Genomic DNA, 19,692 nt, shown 5'->3' with positions numbered 1-19,692 from the left:
GAGTGGACGTAACCACCTACGCCATCCTGCTGGCCGGCGCGCTCGCCGGCGGTTTTGTCTCAGGCCTTGCCGGTTTTGGCACCGCGCTGATGGCGCTGGGCATCTGGCTCTACATCCTGCCGCCGCCTATTGCCGTGCCGCTGGTGCTGATCTGTTCGGTCAGCTCGCAGATCTCGACGCTGCCCTCGATGTGGAAGGTGATGGACTTCAAACTGGCGCTCCCATTTGTGGCCGGCGGCCTCGCCGGCATGCCGATCGGGGCGCTGCTGGTGGCCCGCGCCGATCCGCAAGTCTTCAAGCTCAGCGTCGGCGTCATGCTGCTGGTGTTTCCGACCGCCCTCTATTTCATCCAGAAGCCGATGGCGTTCCGCTTCGGCGGCCGCATCGCCGACGCCTGCGTCGGATTTGCCGGCGGCATTCTCGGCGGTCTCGCCGGCCTGTCGGGCCCGCTGCCGACGCTGTGGGCCAGCATACGCGGCTGGACCAAGGACCAGCGCCGCGGCGTCTTCCAGATCTTCAATGGCAGCGTGCTCGGCGCCGCACTCATCCTGCAATCCGCCAGCGGCTTCGTTAGACTGGAGGTTCTCTGGCTGGCGATGCTGGCGTTGCCCGGCACCCTGATCGGCGCCCGCCTCGGCATGCGGACCTATCACGCGCTGAACGACCGCAACTTCTACGATGTCGTGCTGGCGCTGCTGTTTCTGTCGGGCGTCGGATTGGTGTGGAGCAGCATTGCTCCGAGGTAGGCGCGCATAGCCGCCATGTGCTCCGAGTAGATTGCTGTACGCTGATCCGCAAAGCGGCTAACCAAGTCGCATCATGAGCTCTCATTCGTCGCGCGAACGGTTCGGGCTGCTGCTCGGCTTTGTCGGCATGATGATCTTCGGCGGCACGCTGCCGGCGACGCGGATTGCGGTCGCCGAAATTGATCCGATTGCACTGACCGCGCTGCGCACCGCGATCGCCGGGGTATGCTCGCTGGTCCTGCTACTCGTGCTGCGCCGCCCGCTGCCGCCCCGCGCACTGTGGCCGCAACTGGTCATTGCGATGCTCTGCGTCGCCGTCCTGTTTCCGCTCTTGATGTCGATGGGCATGCAGCGGGTGGATGCCTCGCATGGCGGCGTCGTGCTCGGGGTGCTGCCGATCGCCACCGCCCTCGTTGCAGTGGCCATCACCCATGAGCGGCCGAGGCCGCTGTTCTGGATCGCCTCGCTCGCCGGCGCGGCGCTGGTGATCGCGTTTTCGTTAAGGGAAGGCGGCGGCGCATTTTCCGCCGGCGACCTCCTGCTGTTTGCCGCCGTTGCCGTCTCGGCGATCGGCTATGCGTTCTCCGGCCGGCTGACGTCACACTTGCCGGGCTGGGAGGTCATCAGCTGGATCCTCGTCATCGGCCTGCCGCTCTCGATTCCCGCCGCCATGCTGACCATGCCGCACGATGCGGGCCAGATCGCGCTGAAATCCTGGCTCGGCCTGCTCTATGTCGCGCTGTTCTCGCAATGGATCGGCTTCTTCGCCTGGAACGCGGGGCTGGCGATGGGCGGCATCGCGCGGGTTTCGCAGGTGCAGCTCCTGCAGCCCTTCGTCACTTTCGCCCTCGCCGCCTTCTTCAACGGCGAGACGATTACGCTGCAGATCCTGCTGTTCGCCGCCGCCGTCGTGGTGACGGTCGCGGTCTCGACGCGCACGCGCAGTGGGCCCGCGCCCTCCGTGCCGCAACGCGATCGCGAGCCGCCTCAGCTTGCCGCATCCTGATCGATTAGAGACGGGCTTTCCGCGACCAGCTCGTCCCTGATCCTGTCCGACTGGATGGCGCGAAGCAGCACCCTCGCGGTCTTCAAATGACCCGCCTTCACGCAGAGCCGGATGATCTGGCTGACCGAGACATCGCGCATGGCGTCATCGGAAATCTTCTTGGCGAGCTCGAGCGCGCATTTGATCGCCGCCTGATAGCGCTCGCTTTCAGCGGCCTTCTCGGCTTCCGCGTTGCGGCCGCGCAGCGTCGCCATCTTCTCGACGATAACAGCGGCCGCGGCGCAGATCTCGCGGATGCGCTGTGCCGTCCCGATATCGCCCTCGGGCTCGACGCCGGTTTCCCAGACGTCCGGCGGCCGATCCCTGTGAAACCAGCGCATCGCTACGGGCCCTCCCGATAGCGGAAGGATATTCCGACATCGATCGGGTCCGCAACAATGGCCGCGACCTCACCCTTGCGGCCGAGATACGGCCGCGATGGACGCGCGCGAAGCCGCTTGCTGGCCGGCCCCAACGCGCGGCGGAGCAACCTCGCGCTCCTGTGTCGCCAGCCGCTTCCTGAGTTCGCGGCGCAGCAGAAACAGCGCGAGGCACGCCTGCAGCGTGGTGGTGGCGATCGACAGATACCAGACCTGCTCGATCGCAAAGCCCGGCCGGCTCGAGAGCCAGATCACCGGCACCGCATAGGTAAGCAGGCGGGTGCCGGAGCTGAGCAGCACCGGGCGGGTGTTGCCAAGGCCCTGAAACATGCTGTGGCACGTGAAGATCAGCCCCTGCGCCACCAGATTGAGCGACACGAACTGCAGGAACTGCATGGCAACCGCCATGGCATCCCGGTCCTTCGAGAAGCCCGCGAGCAACACGCCCGGCCAGCACTGCGCCAGGATCATGAATCCGATCATGATGGCGGTGGCAATCAACGCCGCCTTCACAACTGTTTCGCGCACCCGGCGGCCATCGCCGGCGCCGAAATTCTGGCCGGCGATCGGCCCGGCTGCCAGTGCAACCGCCAGCGCTGGCATCTGGATCAGGCCGAGCACCCGCGTCCCGATGCCGAACCCGGCCTGGGCCGCCGCGCCGAAATCGCGGAGCACATAGTAGACCACGCCCATCCACGCGAAGATGATCGCAAACTCGCCGCCGGCCGGAAGGCCGACATTGAGGATGCGCATCCATTGCCGGAACTGCGGACGCCACTGCGCGGGATCGAAGCGGACATAGCGCTCGAACTTGTGGAAATACGCGAGCAGCATCAGCACGGCGGCCAGGATAGCGATCGAGCTTGCCAGGCCCGCGCCGGCAACGCCGAACGCATGGCCCGTGCCCCAGCCGGCGATAAGCACCGGCGCCAGCGCGATGTTGAGGATGACGGCAAGCGCCTGCACCAGCATGGTCGGCCGCACGATGCCGGTGGCCCGTAGCGCGGCCCCCATCACCTGCGTCGTGAATTGCAGCGCCAGCGCCGGCATGAACCACAACAGATATGTCGTGCCCGCTTCGACCGTGGCCGCATCGGCAGCGACGGCGCGCATGTAAAACCGCGCCAGCACGGATCCCGCGGCCAGGGTTAGCAAGCCGCACAACACCGACAGCACGACCGATTGGTTGAAGACGAGGTTGGCGTCGGCGCGATCCTTGCGCCCGACGGCGTGCGCCATCAGCGCAACCGTGCCGACGCCCAGCACCTGCATCAATCCGTTGATCAGGAATCCGGCATTGCCCGCCGCGGCCACGCCCGCGACGGCCGCGTCGCCGAGGCCCGCAACGAAATACAGGTCGACCAGCTGGCAGATCATGATGGTGACCATGCCGGCGACGATCGGCGGCGCCATGCTCAGGATGTGGCCCGCAATGGAGCCGCGCGTCAGGTCTTTCATTGTCAAATTCCATTTCTGCCGCGTAGCTGTCCGGAGCATCCGTCAGCCACGCGCCACAATTCATTCCGCCGCCGAGATGAACTCGGTGGCCTGCAACTCGAACAACCCGCGATAGATGCCGCCGGGGCGCGCGGTCAGTGCGGCATGCGTGCCCTGCTCGACGATCTCGCCGCGGTCGAACACCAGGATGCGGTCGAGGCTGCGCACCGTCGACAGGCGGTGCGCGATCACGATCGAGGTGCGGCCCTTCATCAGCCGCTCCATCGCCTGCTGGATCAGGCCTTCCGATTCCGAATCGAGGCTCGAGGTTGCCTCGTCCAGGATCAGGACCGGCGCATCCGCCAGGAAGGCGCGCGCCAGCGCGACGCGCTGCCGCTCGCCGCCCGACAGTTTGACGCCGCGTTCGCCGACCAGCGTGCCGTAACCCTTCGGCAGCCGCAGGATGAAATCGTGCGCATTGGCGAGCCGTGCCGCCTGCTCGATCGCCTCCATGCTGGCGCCGGGCCGGCCATAGGCGATGTTCTCCGCCAGCGTACGGTGAAACAGGATCGGCTCCTGCTGCACGATCGCGATCTGGGTGCGCAGCGAGTGCTGCGTCGCCTCGGCGATATCCTGACCGTCGATCAGGATCTTTCCGCCACTGATGTCATAGAGCCGCTGCACCAGCTTGACGAAGGTGGTCTTGCCAGAGCCGGAACGGCCGACCAGGCCGACCCGCTCGCCGGCGCGGATCTCCACCGACAGGCCGTCATACAGCGGTTCGCGATGGCCGCCATAATGGAACGTCACGTCGTCGAACACGATGCGGCCGCCCTGGATGTCGATCGGCGTCGCATCGACCGCGTCGGCAATGCCGATCGGCTCGCCGTGGATCGCGACCAGCTCCTCCATGTCGTTGACCGAGCGCTGCAGGTTATTGATGTGCATGCCGACGTCACGCAAGTAGGCGTGGATGATGTAGTAGCTGGTCAACACATAGGTGACGTCGCCCGGCGTGGCGCGGCCGGCGATCCAGAGCAGGATCGCACCACCAATCACCGACGTGCGGAAGCACAGCAGCACCGCGAGCTGCGCCGTCGAGGTGTAGTTGTAGCGATACCACGTCCGCCGCACGCGCGTGCGCCATCGGCCGATCACGCCGGCCAGCCGCGCATCTTCGCGCGCTTCCGCGCCGAAGGATTTCACCACCGCGTTGCAAGTCAGCGCGTCCGCCAGCGTGCCGCCGACCTTGGTGTCCCAGGCGTTGGAGATGCGCGCGGCTGGCGCGATGTAGTTCACCGAGAACGCCATCGTCATCGAGACATAGATCACGGTGCCGACCGCGATGACCACGCCCAATGCCGGCCAGTGCAGGCCGAGCAGGATCATCGAGCCAACCAGCACCAATATGGCGGGAAGCAGCGCCATCAGGATGGTGTCGTTGAGCAGGTCGAGCGCCCACATGCCGCGCGTGATCTTGCGCACCGTCGAGCCGGCAAACGAGTTGGCGTGCCAGTCGGTCGAGAAGCGCTGCACGCGTGCGAACGCATCGCGCGACACGTCCGACATCGTCTTCAGCGTGAACGGCACGATCGCCTGCAGGCCGGTCAGCCGCAGGATCATCGAGGTGAGGCCGAGCGCGACGATCGAGCCAAAGGCGACGAACGCAGCATGGCGGGCGGCGGGATCGGCGGTGCCGCGCGTCAACGCATCGACCAGATGGCCGGAGAAAACCGGCATGAACAGGTCAGCGGCGGTCGCGCCGAGCAGGCCGCCGGCGACGACCACGGCGCGGCCAGGCTGTTGCAGCCAGTGGCGGAACACGAACGGGATCACCACGCGTATCGCCGCGGGACCCTTTTCCTTATGAACGGTCATGGCGTCATCCGGCAGCGCCTATCGCACACGCCGGCTCCATCTGAAGTGACGCGCGGGCGGCCTCGAATACGAGACGCAAGCGTCGTCAAAAATAACGTTAAGTCGTTGGGAAGCTTAGAGATCGGGGCATCAGGCCCGATCGTAACCGGTGGAGCTCGCGCTCAAGGACGCGATCGAAAACCCACCACGAGCATCGAACGCGAGGACGCGATCTGCGAATACATGGAAGTCATGCAAATCTCCCCGGCTCGAGCGACAATGTGTTGCTTATAAATGCGTCGCAGATGGTTTGCAACAACAGCGTGAGCGTGTGTTGTCGTTGCGCCAACGCGTTTTCCAGCGCGCGCGGACCGGCTGGGAATGTCCCGCCCGGTCAGGCCGGCAGCCGCCCGCCCGGCGGCAGGATGTCGGCCAGAAACTTTTGCGCGCGCGGGTGATCGGGCCGGGTGAAGAATTTTCCCGGCGTCGATTGCTCGACGATGCGCCCCTCGTCCATGAACCAAATGTGGTCCGCCACCTCTCGCGCAAAACCCATCTCGTGGGTCACGATCATCATCGTCATGCCTTCCTGGGCGAGCTGCTTCATGGTGGCAAGCACTTCTCCGACCATCTCCGGATCGAGCGCACTGGTCGGTTCGTCGAACAGGATCACCGGCGGACGCTGCGCCAACGCGCACGCAATCGCGACGCGCTGCTGCTGGCCGCCCGACAGATTGCCCGGCATCGCACCCGCCTTGTGCGAGAGCCCGACCTTGGCCAGCAGCGAATCCGCGAGTTCGGCGGCTTCCCGATGCGCCATGCCGGCCACCTTGATCGGCGACAGCATGACGTTTTCGCGGACCGACATGTGCGGAAACAGGTTGAACTGCTGGAACACGAACCCGATGCCCGCACGAAGCCGGTTGATGTCCTTGTATCCGGTGTAGACATCGCGTCCGCCGATACTGATCGTCCCGCCCTGGATGGCTTCAAGGCGGTTGATGGTGCGGATCATGGTGGATTTTCCCGACCCGGAGGGGCCGCACACGACGACAACCTCGCCATTGGCGACGGCACCGGACACGCTGCGGAGCGCGTGGTAATTGCCGTACCATTTCTGCACACCGTCAAGTTCGATCATCGTGTCTCGCATCACGTTGCTTCCTGGCCGGTCGGAGTTGGTGGGGTCCGCCACTGGCGCCTGCTCCGCAGGCGGCGTTCCAGATACTGCGCGAGCGCCGAGATCAGATAGCAGACCGTGAAGTAGAAGCAGGCCAGAACCACGAAGGTTTGCAGCGCCTTGTCCGGTTCGAAGCTGTTGATCTGCTGGGCCGCGAAGGTGACTTCCTGAACCCCTATGATGTACACGATCGACGTCGCCTTGATCGTCGAAACAAACTGGTTGACCAGCGACGGCAGCATGTTGGCCAGGGCCTGCGGCAGCATGACGTGCCACATCGCGAGCCGGTAGCTCAGCCCGATCGACCGCGCCGCTTCGAGTTGGCCGGGAGGCAGCCCCTGCAATCCCGCGCGCACGATTTCGCCAAGGAAGGCCGACTCGTAGACGACGATTGCGCTCAGGGCGGTCGCGAAGGCCGGCACCGCCACACCCGTGACCCGCGGCAGCACGAAATAGGCCCAGAAGATAATCATCACGAGGGGAATGCCGCGAAAAGCGTAAACCCAGGCGGTCGCCGCATAGCGGGACCAGCGCCACTCGCCGATGCGCGCCAGCCCGATCAGGATCGCGATGGGGAAGGATAGGATCATGCCGAGGGCGGCAAGCAAAAGCGTCACGGCAATCCCGCCCAGCGGCCCGTTGGGCCATGAGCCGACCAGCAGAAGCGTGCCGTGATGCCGGATGATCTCGATCACGGTCAACTCTTGAAGCCGGGCGGGAAGCGTTTGCCGAACCAGGCACCAGCTCCCATGATCGCCAGAGAGAATGTGAGATAGACGAACGTCGCGACGGCGAACACCTCGAACGAGCGGAAGGTCAGGTTCTCGATCGCCTTGACCTGGTAGGTCAGGTCCGCCACCCCGATCACCATCGCCAAACTCGTATCCTTGAAAAGGATCAGCGTGCGATTGAGCAGCGGCGGCACGGCGATGCGAAGCGCCTGCGGGATGCTCACGTAGCGCATGGCGGCGAACGCGGAGAGCCCGATCGCCCTCGCAGCCTCGATCTGGGTGTGCGGGATGGCCCGCAGCCCGGAACGGATGTCCTCAGAATAGTAGGCGCTGACGTTGAGCGACAGCGCCACCGCCGCGAAGACGAACTCCGACTGGCTCCGGTTCACCCACAATTGGACCGGCGCGGGCAGAATTTCCGGAACGCCGAAATACCAGACCATGATCTGCACCACGGTCGGCACGTTGCGGTGATATTCGACGAACAGCCGCATGAACCAGCCGAGCGGCGCGAAAGAGATCGCTCGCAACGCCACGATCACGAGCGCGACGGCGAGGCCGCCGATCCACGCCGCTGCAAAAAGCTGCAGGGTCGTGACGACCCCGGAGAACAGCTTGGTCGCTACACCAGCGCCGGTCAGGAAGGTCCAGTCGAACACCATGCCCCGCCGGCCCTACATCGCCTGGTCGACCGGCTCTACCTTGAAACTCCGAGTCAGGCCGTAGATGGAGTTCTTCCCCATCCATTGATCGAAAATCGTATCCAGCTCGCCATCGGCATCCATTTTGCGCAGGACATCGTTCACAGCGGCCAACAGACCGGAGTTGCCCTTGTCGGCCACGATGCCGATACGTTCAATGGCGGTTGCTTCCTCCAGCAGACGATAGGGATCACTCGACTTCCTGGAATCGACGAAAAAGCGCTTGAGCACCAGTTCGCCGGCGGTGAAGGCCTCAACCTTGCCGCTCTGGAGCGCGAGGTTGCAGGCGGCAACATCCTGAAAGGTCATCACGCGGCTGCTGCTCAAGGCGCGCTCCGCGATCGCCGCCGAACTGGACCCCTTCGAAGCGCACACGCGCTTGTCCTTAAGGTCGGCGAATGTGTTGATGCCCGAACTCTCGCGCACGAGAACCTTGATCTTGCCCTGCAGGTACTGGAGGCTGAAATCGACCTGCGCCGCGCGCTCGGGAAGATAGGCCATGGATCCCGCGACGACGTCCACCCGGCCGAGCTTGAGTTCGGGAATGCGCGCTTCCGTGGACAAGGGACGATGCTCGAGCGCGACGCCCAGCCCTTTCGCCAGCGCCTTGCAGATGTCCACGTCGTATCCGACGAAGGCGCGCGTGTTGGGGTCCTGGTAGGCGTACGGCACGCTGGAACTCTGCGTTCCGCAGATCAACGTTCCGCGGGCCTTGATATCTCCCAGCCTGTCGGCACGGGCCGAATGACTGATGGTCAGCGCGCCGATCGCCATCAGCACTCCAATGGCAACGCAGGTCAGGGGCTTTACGCTAGGCATGGTCCTGTTCTCCGGGTTTCAGGGCATTGGCGTGAAAGACAAATCGTGCGCGCTCCTGCCGATCGACCTGACTGATGAGATTGGTTTCCCAGGCGAGGTACCGTCGCGCCGCGTCCTTGTTGCCGTCGTGGCGGTCGTGCACGAAGAACAGAAAATCGATGCATTCGGAATCGGCAGGGGCGTCCGGCGTCGCAACCACCGTCAGGCCGGCCTGGCGCCACGCTTCCGGTGTGCCGATGTGGATGCGCACCTCGCGCAGTCCCTGCTCGCGCAGGGTCGCAGCCGCGAGCGCCGCAACGCCGGGCTCGTCCGCCACGAGAATGACCGGCTCATCGGCGCGAAGGCCCAGGCGATCGAGACGCGGGCGGATCGACCAGCGCGCCTTCTCGAGGTGCCCTGCGCGGAATGTCGTGCTGGCACGGATATCCACCAGCTGCACCCGTCCTCGCGCCAACGCCCGCGCGAGATCGGCAACCGGAAGCGTGGCCAGTCCGGCCGGAGGCGGCGGGACCGCAGAGCCTGCCCGCACCCGCGCCTCGATGCCTTCCCTGAGAACGACGGCCTCCCAGCCCATTTGAACGAGCCAGCTCGCGACCACCGGCGCGCGCACGCCCTCCCCATCGAACAGAATGAGCCGCGCGCCCTGCACGCCGACATAGTGATCGGTCGCCTGTATCAACTGGCCGCCGGGCGTATGCTGCGCGCCGGGCAAGGACCTCTCGGCAAATTCTTCCGGCGTGCGAACATCGCACAGGAAGGTGGTGCGCTGGGTATCAGCAAGCCATTGCTGCGCCGTCGCGGCGTCCACCATGCGCACGCCCGTTCTTCCGGCGAGCGTCTCCGCCCGCTCCCGCAAGGCCGCGATCTCCGCCGAGGCCGGCGCAATGGCATGCCGCCGGTCTGCGCCGTGCTCCAGCGCGAGATCATCGAGATACCAGCCTTGCGTGCCGTTCTCGAGCGCAAGGACGGGGTTCGGGATGCCGAGATTGATCAGCGTTTGCGCGCCGATGATGCTCCGGGTCCGGCCGGCGCAATTCACCACGATCGTCGTCGCGTCGCTCGGCACCAATTCGCGCACGCGCAATGCCAGTTCGCCGTTCGGGCAACAGGTCGCTCCGGGGATGTTCATCTTGCGGTATTCGGTGAACGGACGCCCATCGAGCACGATGATGTCGTCCTTCCCAGCGAGCCGGGCGGCAAGATCGCGCGCGCCAATGCGGGGCGTCGCGAAGAAGTGCTCGGCCAACTCGCCAAAGGTCTTGCTGGGCACGTTCACACCCGCGAACAGGGAAAGACCCGCTGCGCGCCAGGCTGGCGCGCCGCCCGCCAGCCGGTACACATCGCTGTATCGCATCTGCTTGAGGGCAACGGCGGCCCCTTCGGCGATGCCGTCCCCGTCGTCGTAGACGACAATTCTCGCCGACAGGCGCGGGACCAGCCGGGCGATCTCGTCTTCCAGCCGGCTGAACGGAACGTTGACGGCGAAGAAGAGGTGCGCTTCGCCATATTGGCCATGCTCGCGCACGTCGAGCAGCGCGATCTCGCGTCCGTCGCCGAGCCATTCCTTGAGGACAAGGGCTTCAACAGGATGGATTGTTTGGTCGGACTGGTCTGGCATGGGTCTTCAGCAGCGAGGGATAACGGGACGGCGACGGCGGCCGGGCGGCGCGCAGGCCGGAAACGGGTTACGGCGCCAACGCCGAGAAGGCCTGACGGAGGTCGGCGACAAGATCGCCGGGATCTTCGAGGCCCACATGCAGCCGCATGATGGGGCCGTGCCCCGACCAGTCGGCGACCGAGCGCGCGGCGGCCATGTCGACGGGCAAAGCGAGACTCTCGAAGCCGCCCCACGAAGCGCCGATGCCGAAAAGCTGCAGTCGGTCGATCGCCGCCTCCACTGCTTTCGCGGGAATTCCCGGCTCGAACTCGACCGACAGCAGTCCGTTGGTGCCATGGCAATCGCGCTGCCAGAGCCGATGCCCGGGATCTCCGGGCAGCGCCGGACACAGGACGCGCGCGACACCTGGCTGCGCCTCCAGCCAGCCGGCGACCTGCATCGCATGGCGCGCGTGCATCTCGATGCGCGGAATCAGTGAGCGCATACCGCGAAGGACGAGATAGGCGTCGTCCGCGCCCACGGTCTGACCGAGACCGACCGACGCGCGCTGGATCGCTTCCCATGCGCGCTCGGTGCTGACGATCGCGCCCATCATGACGTCGGCATGCCCGCTGAGATATTTCGTCGCCGCAAGAACCGAGATATCTGCGCCAAGAGCCAGTGGGCGGTACAGCAGGCCCGATCCCCAGGTATTGTCGACCGCCAGCAGGCAGCCATGTCGCCGGGCAAGCCTTGCCGCGGCCGGCAGGTCCATCATCTCGAAGGCGAGAGAACCGGGGCACTCGGTATAGATCAGCCGGGTTTCCGGCCGCAGCCTGTCGGCGAGATCGCTGCCGTCAGGCAGGAAGTATTCAACCACGACCCCGAACCGGGCGAGATGCTGCGAACAGAATCGCCGAACCGGCTCGTAGACGGCGTCGGTCACCACCACATGGTCACCCGGCGACAGCAGTCCCAGCAACAGCGTGGCGATCGCGGCATGACCGGTCGGAAACAGCTGCGCGCGATGCCCACCCTCCAGCTCCACCAGCGCATCTTCGAGGGCATGGGTGCTGTCAGTTCCACGCGCGCCGTAGGAGACCATGCGTCGCGACTCGCGGTTCAACCGCGTCTCGCGCCAGTTGGCGACGCTGTCGAACACGTAGGTACTGGCACGCGTGACCGGTGTGTTCACCCAACCAAGATGGGGACGCCCGGCGCGCAGCAGGCGGGTCGAGGGCTTGAGCGACTGATCCGACATCCATTTATGTCCGGGTCTGGACCCCGATCTTCATGACCGAGCACGTCCCCGATTCGCGGTCGAAGACCAGGCGCTGGTCCAGGGTCTCGAGCGCGCGCCCGTACATGTGGAGATGACGAATGATCGCGTCGCCCTCGATCACCACGGAGTGGATATCGTCCGGCATGAGCGCGACGCCGTTGCCGGGCTCGACAATGACCTCCTTCGGCTCGCCGAGGCGGCCAACGCCCTGCTCGGTGCCGTCGTCCAGGCGCTCGTACAGATAGTTGTGCTCGGTCCCCTCGACCGCGGCAATGCACGCCCATGTCGTGTGATTGTGGGGCGGGATCTTCTTCCCCGGTCGCATGACGTTCAGATAGAGCGCGTTGGTCATGTCGTCGTCTTGGGCGATAAGGTAACGCGCCTGCTGTTCCTCTGCCGTGGGCGGTGCAAAACGGTCGGCGCTCCACCAATCCCGGTGAGCAGCAAGCTCCATGACGAGCTTCAGGGCCTGCTCCAGCCGGTCGCGCTTGAGCGGGGCTTCACCCATGATTTTCTTAATGTTTTCGATGGCACTAGATATCTGAGCACCATTGGGGTGAGTGATATCCATTTCGATTTCCCCTCATTTCGCCGTATGTTCTGCAAGAGAATATGAGGGGCCCTGCCCGTACACAAATTAGAACGGCATCTTGATACATTAGAGCAGCTAATGATTAATCTTGATCTCGACCTTCTGCGGACGCTGGTTGCTATCGACCAGCACGGCACGTTCGCAGGCGCCGCCGAAGCGCTCTTGCGGACCCAGTCGGCCATCACCCAGCAGATGCAACGGCTGGAATATCTCCTCAACCTGCCCCTGTTCGAAAAGCGCGGCCGCAACAAGGTGCTTACTCACCAGGGCGAAATGCTGATGCGCTACGCGCGGCAAATGCTCGTCATCAATGACGAGGCGGTACGCACGATGACCGGCGCGCAATTCGAAGGCATCGTCCGGATCGGTTCGCCGCATGATGTCGCCGATTCGATCCTGCCGACCATCCTCACCCATGTCGTCCGCTCGATGCCGCGCATCAAGATGGAGATTCGGGTCGACCGCAGCCCGTTCCTGATGGAAGCCATCCACGCCGGCGAGATCGATCTGACGATCTCCAGCCGTTTCGACCAGACGCTCGAAGGGATGGTCATCCGCCGTTCCCCCACGGTCTGGCTCTGTGCAGCCGACTATGTGCACAACTCCGACCAGCCGGTTCCTCTGGTGCTGGCCGATGAGCCAAGCATTTTCCGTCGTCTGGCGCTGTCCGCGATGGAGCAATCGCGCGTGCCGTGGCACACCAACTACGTTGCGCCGAACCTGGTGGGCATCAAGGCCGCGCTGCGCGCCGGGTTGGGCATTACGGCACGTGGCGTGGAGTTGCTTGGGCCGGAATTCAGGGTGCTGGGCGAGGCTGACAGGCTGCCTCCGCTCCCCGACGTCACGTACTTTTTCTGGATTCGTCGCGACGCCATCGCACCGCTGACGCGCCATGTCTACGACCTCTTGACGAGGAGCATGGGCCTGACTGAGCCGGGCAGATCGGTTTGAAAGCGATCGGTTGGGATCGTTGAACTAATGCGCGTCGCCGCCCAGCACCGCTGCGGACGGCTTCTTCAGCACCAGCACGAGCAGGCTCAGGCCGATATAGAACACGGTCAGCATGAAGAAGGCATCGCCATAGCCCATCACCACCGCTTGCCGGTGCACGATCTGCGACAATTGCTTCATCGCCATCAACGCGGAATCGCCCATGCCCTGCAGGCGTTGGGTGAACATGTTGAGCGTTTCGACCGCTGTCGCGTTGCCCCAGGTAACGCGGTCGTGCAGGCGCGAGATGTGCAGGTCGGTGCGCTCGTTCAGCACCTGGTTGATGACGGCAAGGCCGACCGCGCCGCCGAGATTGCGCGTCAGGTTGAATAGGCCGGAGGCATTCTTCACCCGCTCCGGCGCCAGCGTGCCGAGCGCGATCGTGTTGGTCGGCACCATCGCCAGCATCATGCCGGCGCCGCGCAGGATCTGCGGCACAAGCAATTCGTAGAAGTCATATTCCTTGGTGATCCACGTCATCTGGTAGGAGCCGAGCGCGAACAGCACGAGCCCGATCGCGATCAGGTAACGCATGTCGTATTTCGCCATCAGCCGGCCGACGAGCGGCGCGGTCAGGAACATGGCGACCCCGGAGACGAACATGGTCTCGCCGATCATCAGCGGGCTGTAGCCGCGCACTTCGGCAAGATAGCGCGGATACATATAGGTGAGACCGTAAAGCCCGATGCCGACGCAGAACGAGATCAGGCAGCCGACGCCGAAATTGCGGTCGGTGAAGGTCCTGATGTCGACGATCGGCTCGCGCGCGGTGAGCACGCGCCAGAAAAACGCGATTCCCGAGACCCCGCAGATCGCCGCGCAGACCGCCACCGAGGTGTCTTCCAGCCATTGCGACTGCGGCCCCTCCTCCAGCACATATTCGAGCGTGCCGAGGAAGCCGGCCATGAAAGCGAGGCCCCACCAGTCGAAATGCTCGAGCAGCGCGAAATTGGGCCGGTCGAAATCGCACAGCGCCAGCACGCCGATGGTGATGCCGATGCCGGGCACGATGTTGATGAAGAACAGCCAGTGCCACGACATCAAGTCGGTGATTAAGCCGCCGACCGTCGGGCCGATGGTCGGCGCCAGCGTCGCGACCAGGCCGATGATCGGACCGACGATATGAAACTTGGAACGCGGAAACACCGTATAGGCGGATGCGAACACGGTCGGGATCATGCCGGCACCCAAAAATCCTTGGATCGCGCGCCACAAAATCATCTGCTCGATGGTCGAGGCAAAGCCGCAAAAGAAGCTCGCGACGGTGAAGCCGGAGGCGGAAATCGCAAACAGCAGCCGCGTGCCGAACGCGCGCGACAGGAAGCCGGACAGCGGGATAGCGATCACCTCGGCGATCAGATAGGAGGTCTGCACCCACGAGACTTCGCTGGAACTGGCGGAAAGGCCGGCCTGGATCTGCTGCAGCGATGCCGAGACGACCTGGATGTCCAGGATCGACATGAACATGCCGAACACCATGATGAGAAACGTGAACAGCCGCCGCGGCGGGACATGATCAGCGGCCGCTGCATTCATCGAAGGCGATGCGGTGGTGGCGTCAGCCATGGTCAACTCGCGGACAAGCTCCGGACCGACGCCGGGGCTTTGGAAAAATTACTTCGGCTGAACCGTCCCCGGCGCATCGAGATCGGCCTCGCTGTCGGCGTCGGCGGCGCCCTCGCGGGTGTCGACGGTGGTATAGACCGACATGCCGGCGCGCAGCAGGTTCTGCCGTGCGACGTCCTTCGGCACGCGGATGCGCACCGGCAGCCGCTGCACGATCTTGGTGAAATTGCCGGTAGCGTTATCCGGCGGCAACAGCGTGAACACCGAGCCCGCGGCCGGCGAAATGCTGTCGACGATTCCAGCGAACTTGCGGTGGCCGTAGGCGTCGACCGAGATCTTCACCGGCTGGCCGGGACGGATGCGCTTGAGCTGGGTTTCCTTGTAATTGGCGTCGATAAAGACGTCGTCGAGCGGCACGATATTAGCGAGCCGCTGCCCGGCCTGGATGAAATCGCCTGAATTGACCAGTCGATTGGAGAAGGTGCCGTCGATCGGCGCGCGCACCTGGGTGAAGGCGAGATCGCGCTCGGCCTTGGCGAGCTGGGTCTGCAGTTCCGCGAGCTGCGCGCGCGCCTCGGTCTGCTGCGCCTTCGTCACTTCGACATTGTCGCGTGCGGCATCGTAGGCCGCCTGTGCCGACCGCACCGCGGCAGCTCCCTGGTCGCGGCTGGCTTCGGAAACCTCAAAGGTGGCGCGCGAGGCAAAGCCCTTGGTGCTCAGCGCCTGCTGCCGTTCGAAATCGAGATCGGCGCGCTTCAGCGCGGCTTCTGCAGAGGTGAGCTGTGCTCTCGTTTGTTCAACGGCGCTTTCGAGCGCGGTGACCTGGCGGCCGATGCGATCGATAGTCGCCTGCTGGGTCGCGATCCTGCTGCGCGCGGCATCTACCGCGATCTTGTAGTCGCCGTCGTCGATCCTGAAGATCACATCGCCGGCGCGGACCACGGCATTGTCGCGCGGCAGGATAGCCGCGACATGGCCGGCCACCCGCGCCCCGAGCATCGTGTTGTTGGAGCGGACATAGGCATCGTCGGTCGAGACGTAGAAGCGGCCGACGAGAACGAAGTAGACGCCGTAGCCGATGGCCGCGAGCGCCAACAGGCCGAGCACGCCGATCATGACGAATTTGCGCTTGCCCGGCTTGGCCGCCGGCGCGGGCGTGGCGCCGGGGAGTGCTTCGGCCGGCGCGCCTGGCGCTTCCGCAGGTCGACGCTTCAATTCTTCCGCAACGCCAGCGTGCGGCTGGGCCGAAATGTCGGCATCCTCCGCTGTGTCGGGTCCGGCGCGAACGATGCGCGCGGCCTGGTCTCTCGCTGCGGCCATTATCGGCCTCCCCATCCAATGTCGCGGCGTCCGCGCAGCCTAAAGCCTGCCACAGGGCCCGATCGAGACAAAATGTAGCATTGACCGAACGGTTCGGTCAACCTACCTTTTCATGGTACCGACCATAAAGCGAAACGGAAAGCCAGCCTTCACCTCGGGTTGAATTCTTTCGCGAGAAGATAAACCAATGGTTGCATCGACATCAAATACGCTTCATCCCTTCGGCGAGGAGGACAGTTCGAAGCGCCGCCAGATTTTGGACGGCGCGCGCGAGGTGTTCATGGATCTGGGCTTCGATGGGGCCAGCATGAACGAGATCGCCCGCGCCGCCGGCGTCTCCAAGGGCACACTCTACGTCTACTTCGCCGACAAGAGCCGCCTGTTCGAGGCCATCGTTGAGGACGAGGCGCTCGAAAAGGGCAAGATCGCCTACAACCTCGATCCCAAGCGCGACGTCGAAACCACGCTGCGGGAATTCGGCCGGGCCTATATCGGCTCGATGTGCCGGCCAGGCGGCGGCTCCTCGATCCGCACGGTGATGGCGATCGCCGAACGGATGCCGGAGGTCGGACGGCGGTTCTACGAGAACGTGCTGGCGAAGAACATCGACCGGCTTGCCGACTATCTGCAGGCCCGCATCGGGCCGGACGACCTTGATATCGACGATTGCACCCTTGCCGCCGCGCAGTTCATGCAGATGTGTCAGGCGACGCTGTTTCTGCCGTTCGTGTTCCAGGCCGAGCCCGCTCCGTCGGCGGAGCGCATCGCGCGCGTGGTCGACAGCGCGACGCGGATATTTCTGGGTACGTATCGGGCGAAGCCGCAATAGAAGCGGCCTCGCCGTTCCCACCTGTCGCTCGATCTGACCAAAAAGCATGATGATTTTTGGTTAGGTCGATTTGGCCGCAGACGGTGCTGCACCTCTCCCGCTTGCGGGGGAGGTCGGCGCGAAGCGCCGGGTGGGGGCTCTCTCCTCTTGGGCAGTCTCTCCGTGGAGACACCCCCACCCCAGCCCTCCCCCGCAAGCGGGAGAGGGAGCGCATCTTCTTCGTGGTCGCAGTCCAACCTAATTTCATCATACTCGAACTAGAAGCGATACGTCGCGCTCCCCAGCACGGTGCGGCCGATGCCGAAGAAGCAGTCGCCGCGCGACAGGCATGTGGTGACGTGGCGCTTGTCGGCGAGGTTGCTGGCGTTGACCTGAAATCGCCACGGCCCGGTTTCGTACCGGACCATCGCATCGAACAGCGTGTAGTCAGGCGTGCGGAGCTTATCGATGCCGTCCCAGGACTCGCCGATATAACGCACGCCGGCGCCGACGGTGACACCCGGCAGGCGGACCACGGTGAGACGGTACTTCGCCCATAACGAGGCCTGATGATCGGGAACGGTTTCAACGTGCTTGCCCGCGTTGTCGCCGTTTTGCACCCTGGCATCGAGATAGGAATAGGCGCCGATCAGATCGAGAGCCGGCGTGACGCGGGTGATCACTTCGAGCTCGGCGCCACGAATGCGCACCTGGCCGGTCTGCACCGAAAACACGGAGCCGCCGGGATCGCTCGCCAGCCGATTCTTCTCGGTGGTGTCGAAGATCGCACCGTTGATCGCCGTGCCTGGAAACGGATTATACTTGAATCCCAGCTCCACCATTTCGCCCTCTTGCGCCTTGCAGGGGCCGCCGACGCAGGTGGATCCGAAGACCGGCGTGAACGAAGTTGCATAGGTGACGTAATGCGTCAGCCCAAACGGCAATTCGTACATCAATCCCGCGCGGCCGGTGGTCGCCTTGCTATTCTCGCTCGGCGATCCCTGTACATTGCTGCTGACAAAATCCTCGCGGACGCCGAGGACGGCCAGCCACGGCCCGAGCCGCATCTGGTCCTGCGCATAGAGCCCGAGCTGGCTCTGCCGCAGGCCAGCCTCGGGCGAAAGCACCGGCGGGGTTAGCGACGTATAGACCGGCGCGTAGAGGTCGAACGGCCTGTCGTCATAGCCGGAGCCGGATAACGCGCGTTCCTTGAGGGCGCGGTAGTCGAGGCCGACCAGCGCCTTGTGGAGCACCGGCCCGGTGCCGAATTTCAGTTCGACGTTGGTGTCGGAGGTCAGACTGTCCTTGCTGGTTTCGCGGCTGAAGATGAAGCGCTGCACGGTGCGCCGCGACGGATCGAGAAACGGAAAATTCGGATTTGGCGTGACAGACGGATCTAAAGTAGCCGGATCGTAGTAGACGTTCGGATAGGCCGACCGGTAAATGCCTTCGACATGCGCGAAACGAAGGTTCTGCCGGACCTTCACGGCATTGTTGAAACTGTGCTCGAACAGGCTGGAGAACGCGCCGGTCTCGGTCTGGTACTTCTCGAAATTCGGATCGCTGGCAAATCGGTTGACGGGGATCAAGCCGTTGGGTCCCGGATACAGCGTGCCTTCATGCGGCAGGAAGGCCGTGGACGAGCCGGTGTTGTCCTTCTGATAGGTGCCGAGCACGGTCCAACTGGTGTTGTTGGTCGGCCGCCAGGTCAGTGACGGCGCCAGCACGATGCGATCGTCAGGCACGAAGTCGGTCTGGGTGGCGCTGTCGCGGAAGATGCCGATGAAGCGGTACAGCCACTCACCATCCTTGGTCAGCTTGCCGGTCGAATCGAGCTGCACCTGCTTGCGGTTGAAGCTGCCGAACTGCACACCGATCTCGTTAAAGCTCTCGGCCTGCGGACGCTTCGAGACCAGGTTGAGCAGGCCGGCCGTCGAGGTGTCGCCGTAGAGCACCGACGCTGGACCGCGCAGCACCTCGATGCGCTCGAGCGTATAGGGATCGGGCCGCCATTCGTTGAACTGGAACGTGTTCACCACGCGCGTGCCGTCGAGATAGATATTCGGGTCCTGGCCGCGGATGCGCGGATAGTCGCCGCGCGAATCCGGGCCATAGGCATCCGCGAACACGCCGGGCACATAGCGCAGCGATTCCTGCATGGTGAGCGCGCCCTGGTCGGTGACGCGATCGGCGGTAACCACCGTGATCGATTGCGGCGTCTCGCGCAGCGGCGTGTCGGTCTTGGTGCCGGTGCCGCTCTGACCGGCGAGATAGCCGCGCACCGGACCGGTGGCCGTCTCGGCGCGCGCGCCTGCGGCGGCCGCGGCATCCGGGTTCGTCTGTGCGCGCTGGGCGGCGCGGCGGCTTGCCGCCGTCGCGGCCTGCCGCTTCGGTGCAGGCCGCGACCGCACGGCCTGCGGGCGTGAGGGCTGATCGACGACGACGGCCGGCAATTCTCTCGCGGATGATTGTGCTTGTGCCGGTGTCATATCGATCATCGCGGCAAACATCGGCAGCGCGACGCCGAGCCATCGCGCGGTCTTCAAACTTGCAGTCATTTACAGTCCTCATCGCTTCGCGCGGGACCACTAACAAGCGTGACCACAGCGATGAAGTGCATGAGGGATACAGCGGCGCATCA

General features: G+C 64.5%; 17 protein-coding genes. 4 read left to right on the top strand and 13 right to left on the bottom strand.

Annotated features, from left to right (window positions below):
• Positions 1 to 2: 2 nt before the first annotated feature.
• Together QA643_RS07925 and QA643_RS07920 are read left to right on the top strand one after the other, a co-directional pair.
• Positions 3 to 746 (top strand): sulfite exporter TauE/SafE family protein, encoded by a 744-nt coding sequence (locus QA643_RS07925; protein ID WP_283032634.1) that lies wholly within the window; start codon positions 3 to 5, stop codon positions 744 to 746.
• Positions 747 to 819: 73 nt separating this feature from the next.
• Positions 820 to 1,752, top strand: coding sequence for a DMT family transporter (locus tag QA643_RS07920; RefSeq protein WP_283032633.1), 933 nt, complete (start codon positions 820 to 822; stop codon positions 1,750 to 1,752).
• Here QA643_RS07920 and QA643_RS07915 read toward each other — a convergent pair.
• From QA643_RS07915 to QA643_RS07870, 10 genes are all read right to left on the bottom strand, one after another.
• Positions 1,734 to 2,132 carry a hypothetical protein gene (locus tag QA643_RS07915; protein ID WP_283032632.1) on the bottom strand — a complete coding sequence of 133 codons (399 nt, stop codon included), beginning with the start codon at positions 2,130 to 2,132 and terminating at the stop codon, positions 1,734 to 1,736. The genes QA643_RS07920 and QA643_RS07915 overlap by 19 nt on opposite strands.
• A 69-nt stretch (positions 2,133 to 2,201) precedes the next feature.
• Positions 2,202 to 3,629, bottom strand: a complete 1,428-nt coding sequence (locus QA643_RS07910; protein WP_283032631.1) for an MATE family efflux transporter — start codon at positions 3,627 to 3,629, stop codon at positions 2,202 to 2,204.
• 60 nt (positions 3,630 to 3,689) lie between these two features.
• Entirely contained in the window at positions 3,690 to 5,486 is a 1,797-nt protein-coding gene (locus QA643_RS07905) for an ABC transporter ATP-binding protein (protein ID WP_283032630.1), read from the bottom strand.
• A 373-nt stretch (positions 5,487 to 5,859) separates the two neighbouring features.
• The gene (locus tag QA643_RS07900; RefSeq protein ID WP_283032629.1) at positions 5,860 to 6,606 is read right to left on the bottom strand and encodes an amino acid ABC transporter ATP-binding protein; all 747 of its coding nucleotides are present in this window, start codon (positions 6,604 to 6,606) and stop codon (positions 5,860 to 5,862) included.
• A gap of 11 nt (positions 6,607 to 6,617) precedes the next feature.
• Complete coding sequence (locus QA643_RS07895) at positions 6,618 to 7,340, bottom strand: amino acid ABC transporter permease (protein WP_283032628.1); 723 nt, start codon at positions 7,338 to 7,340, stop codon at positions 6,618 to 6,620.
• 2 nt (positions 7,341 to 7,342) lie between these two features.
• Positions 7,343 to 8,038 carry an amino acid ABC transporter permease gene (locus QA643_RS07890; protein ID WP_283032627.1) on the bottom strand — a complete coding sequence of 232 codons (696 nt, stop codon included), beginning with the start codon at positions 8,036 to 8,038 and terminating at the stop codon, positions 7,343 to 7,345.
• Positions 8,039 to 8,050: 12 nt separating this feature from the next.
• Positions 8,051 to 8,851, bottom strand: coding sequence for a transporter substrate-binding domain-containing protein (locus QA643_RS07885; protein ID WP_283032626.1), 801 nt, complete (start codon positions 8,849 to 8,851; stop codon positions 8,051 to 8,053).
• A gap of 37 nt (positions 8,852 to 8,888) precedes the next feature.
• Complete coding sequence (locus tag QA643_RS07880; protein WP_283032625.1) at positions 8,889 to 10,421, bottom strand: rhodanese-like domain-containing protein; 1,533 nt, start codon at positions 10,419 to 10,421, stop codon at positions 8,889 to 8,891.
• A gap of 160 nt (positions 10,422 to 10,581) precedes the next feature.
• On the bottom strand, positions 10,582 to 11,754 hold the full coding sequence (gene metC, locus QA643_RS07875) for a cystathionine beta-lyase (protein ID WP_283032624.1): 1,173 nt from the start codon (positions 11,752 to 11,754) through the stop codon (positions 10,582 to 10,584).
• A gap of 4 nt (positions 11,755 to 11,758) precedes the next feature.
• Positions 11,759 to 12,346, bottom strand: coding sequence for a cysteine dioxygenase family protein (locus QA643_RS07870; RefSeq protein WP_283032623.1), 588 nt, complete (start codon positions 12,344 to 12,346; stop codon positions 11,759 to 11,761).
• 99 nt (positions 12,347 to 12,445) lie between these two features.
• On the opposite strand from QA643_RS07870, the gene QA643_RS07865 reads away from it, so the two are divergent.
• On the top strand, positions 12,446 to 13,318 hold the full coding sequence (locus QA643_RS07865; RefSeq protein WP_283032622.1) for a LysR substrate-binding domain-containing protein: 873 nt from the start codon (positions 12,446 to 12,448) through the stop codon (positions 13,316 to 13,318).
• A 24-nt stretch (positions 13,319 to 13,342) separates the two neighbouring features.
• On the opposite strand, the gene QA643_RS07860 is transcribed toward QA643_RS07865, so the two are convergent.
• Both QA643_RS07860 and QA643_RS07855 read right to left on the bottom strand, forming a co-directional pair.
• A complete protein-coding gene (locus QA643_RS07860; protein WP_283032621.1) occupies positions 13,343 to 14,923 on the bottom strand; it encodes a DHA2 family efflux MFS transporter permease subunit in 1,581 nt (526 codons plus the stop codon).
• A 48-nt stretch (positions 14,924 to 14,971) separates the two neighbouring features.
• A complete protein-coding gene (locus QA643_RS07855) occupies positions 14,972 to 16,243 on the bottom strand; it encodes an HlyD family secretion protein (protein WP_283032620.1) in 1,272 nt (423 codons plus the stop codon).
• A gap of 187 nt (positions 16,244 to 16,430) precedes the next feature.
• Between QA643_RS07855 and QA643_RS07850 the strand changes: the two genes are divergently transcribed.
• The gene (locus QA643_RS07850) at positions 16,431 to 17,072 is read left to right on the top strand and encodes a TetR/AcrR family transcriptional regulator (protein ID WP_283032619.1); all 642 of its coding nucleotides are present in this window, start codon (positions 16,431 to 16,433) and stop codon (positions 17,070 to 17,072) included.
• A gap of 257 nt (positions 17,073 to 17,329) precedes the next feature.
• Here the strand turns inward: QA643_RS07850 and QA643_RS07845 are convergent, their stop codons facing one another.
• A complete protein-coding gene (locus QA643_RS07845) occupies positions 17,330 to 19,609 on the bottom strand; it encodes a TonB-dependent siderophore receptor (protein ID WP_283032618.1) in 2,280 nt (759 codons plus the stop codon).
• Positions 19,610 to 19,692 lie beyond the last annotated feature (83 nt).

It is taken from the genome of Bradyrhizobium sp. CB3481 (genome assembly GCF_029714305.1).
Classification (GTDB): Bacteria; Pseudomonadota; Alphaproteobacteria; order Rhizobiales; family Xanthobacteraceae; genus Bradyrhizobium.
This window is presented reverse-complemented; position numbering and strand designations above follow the sequence as displayed.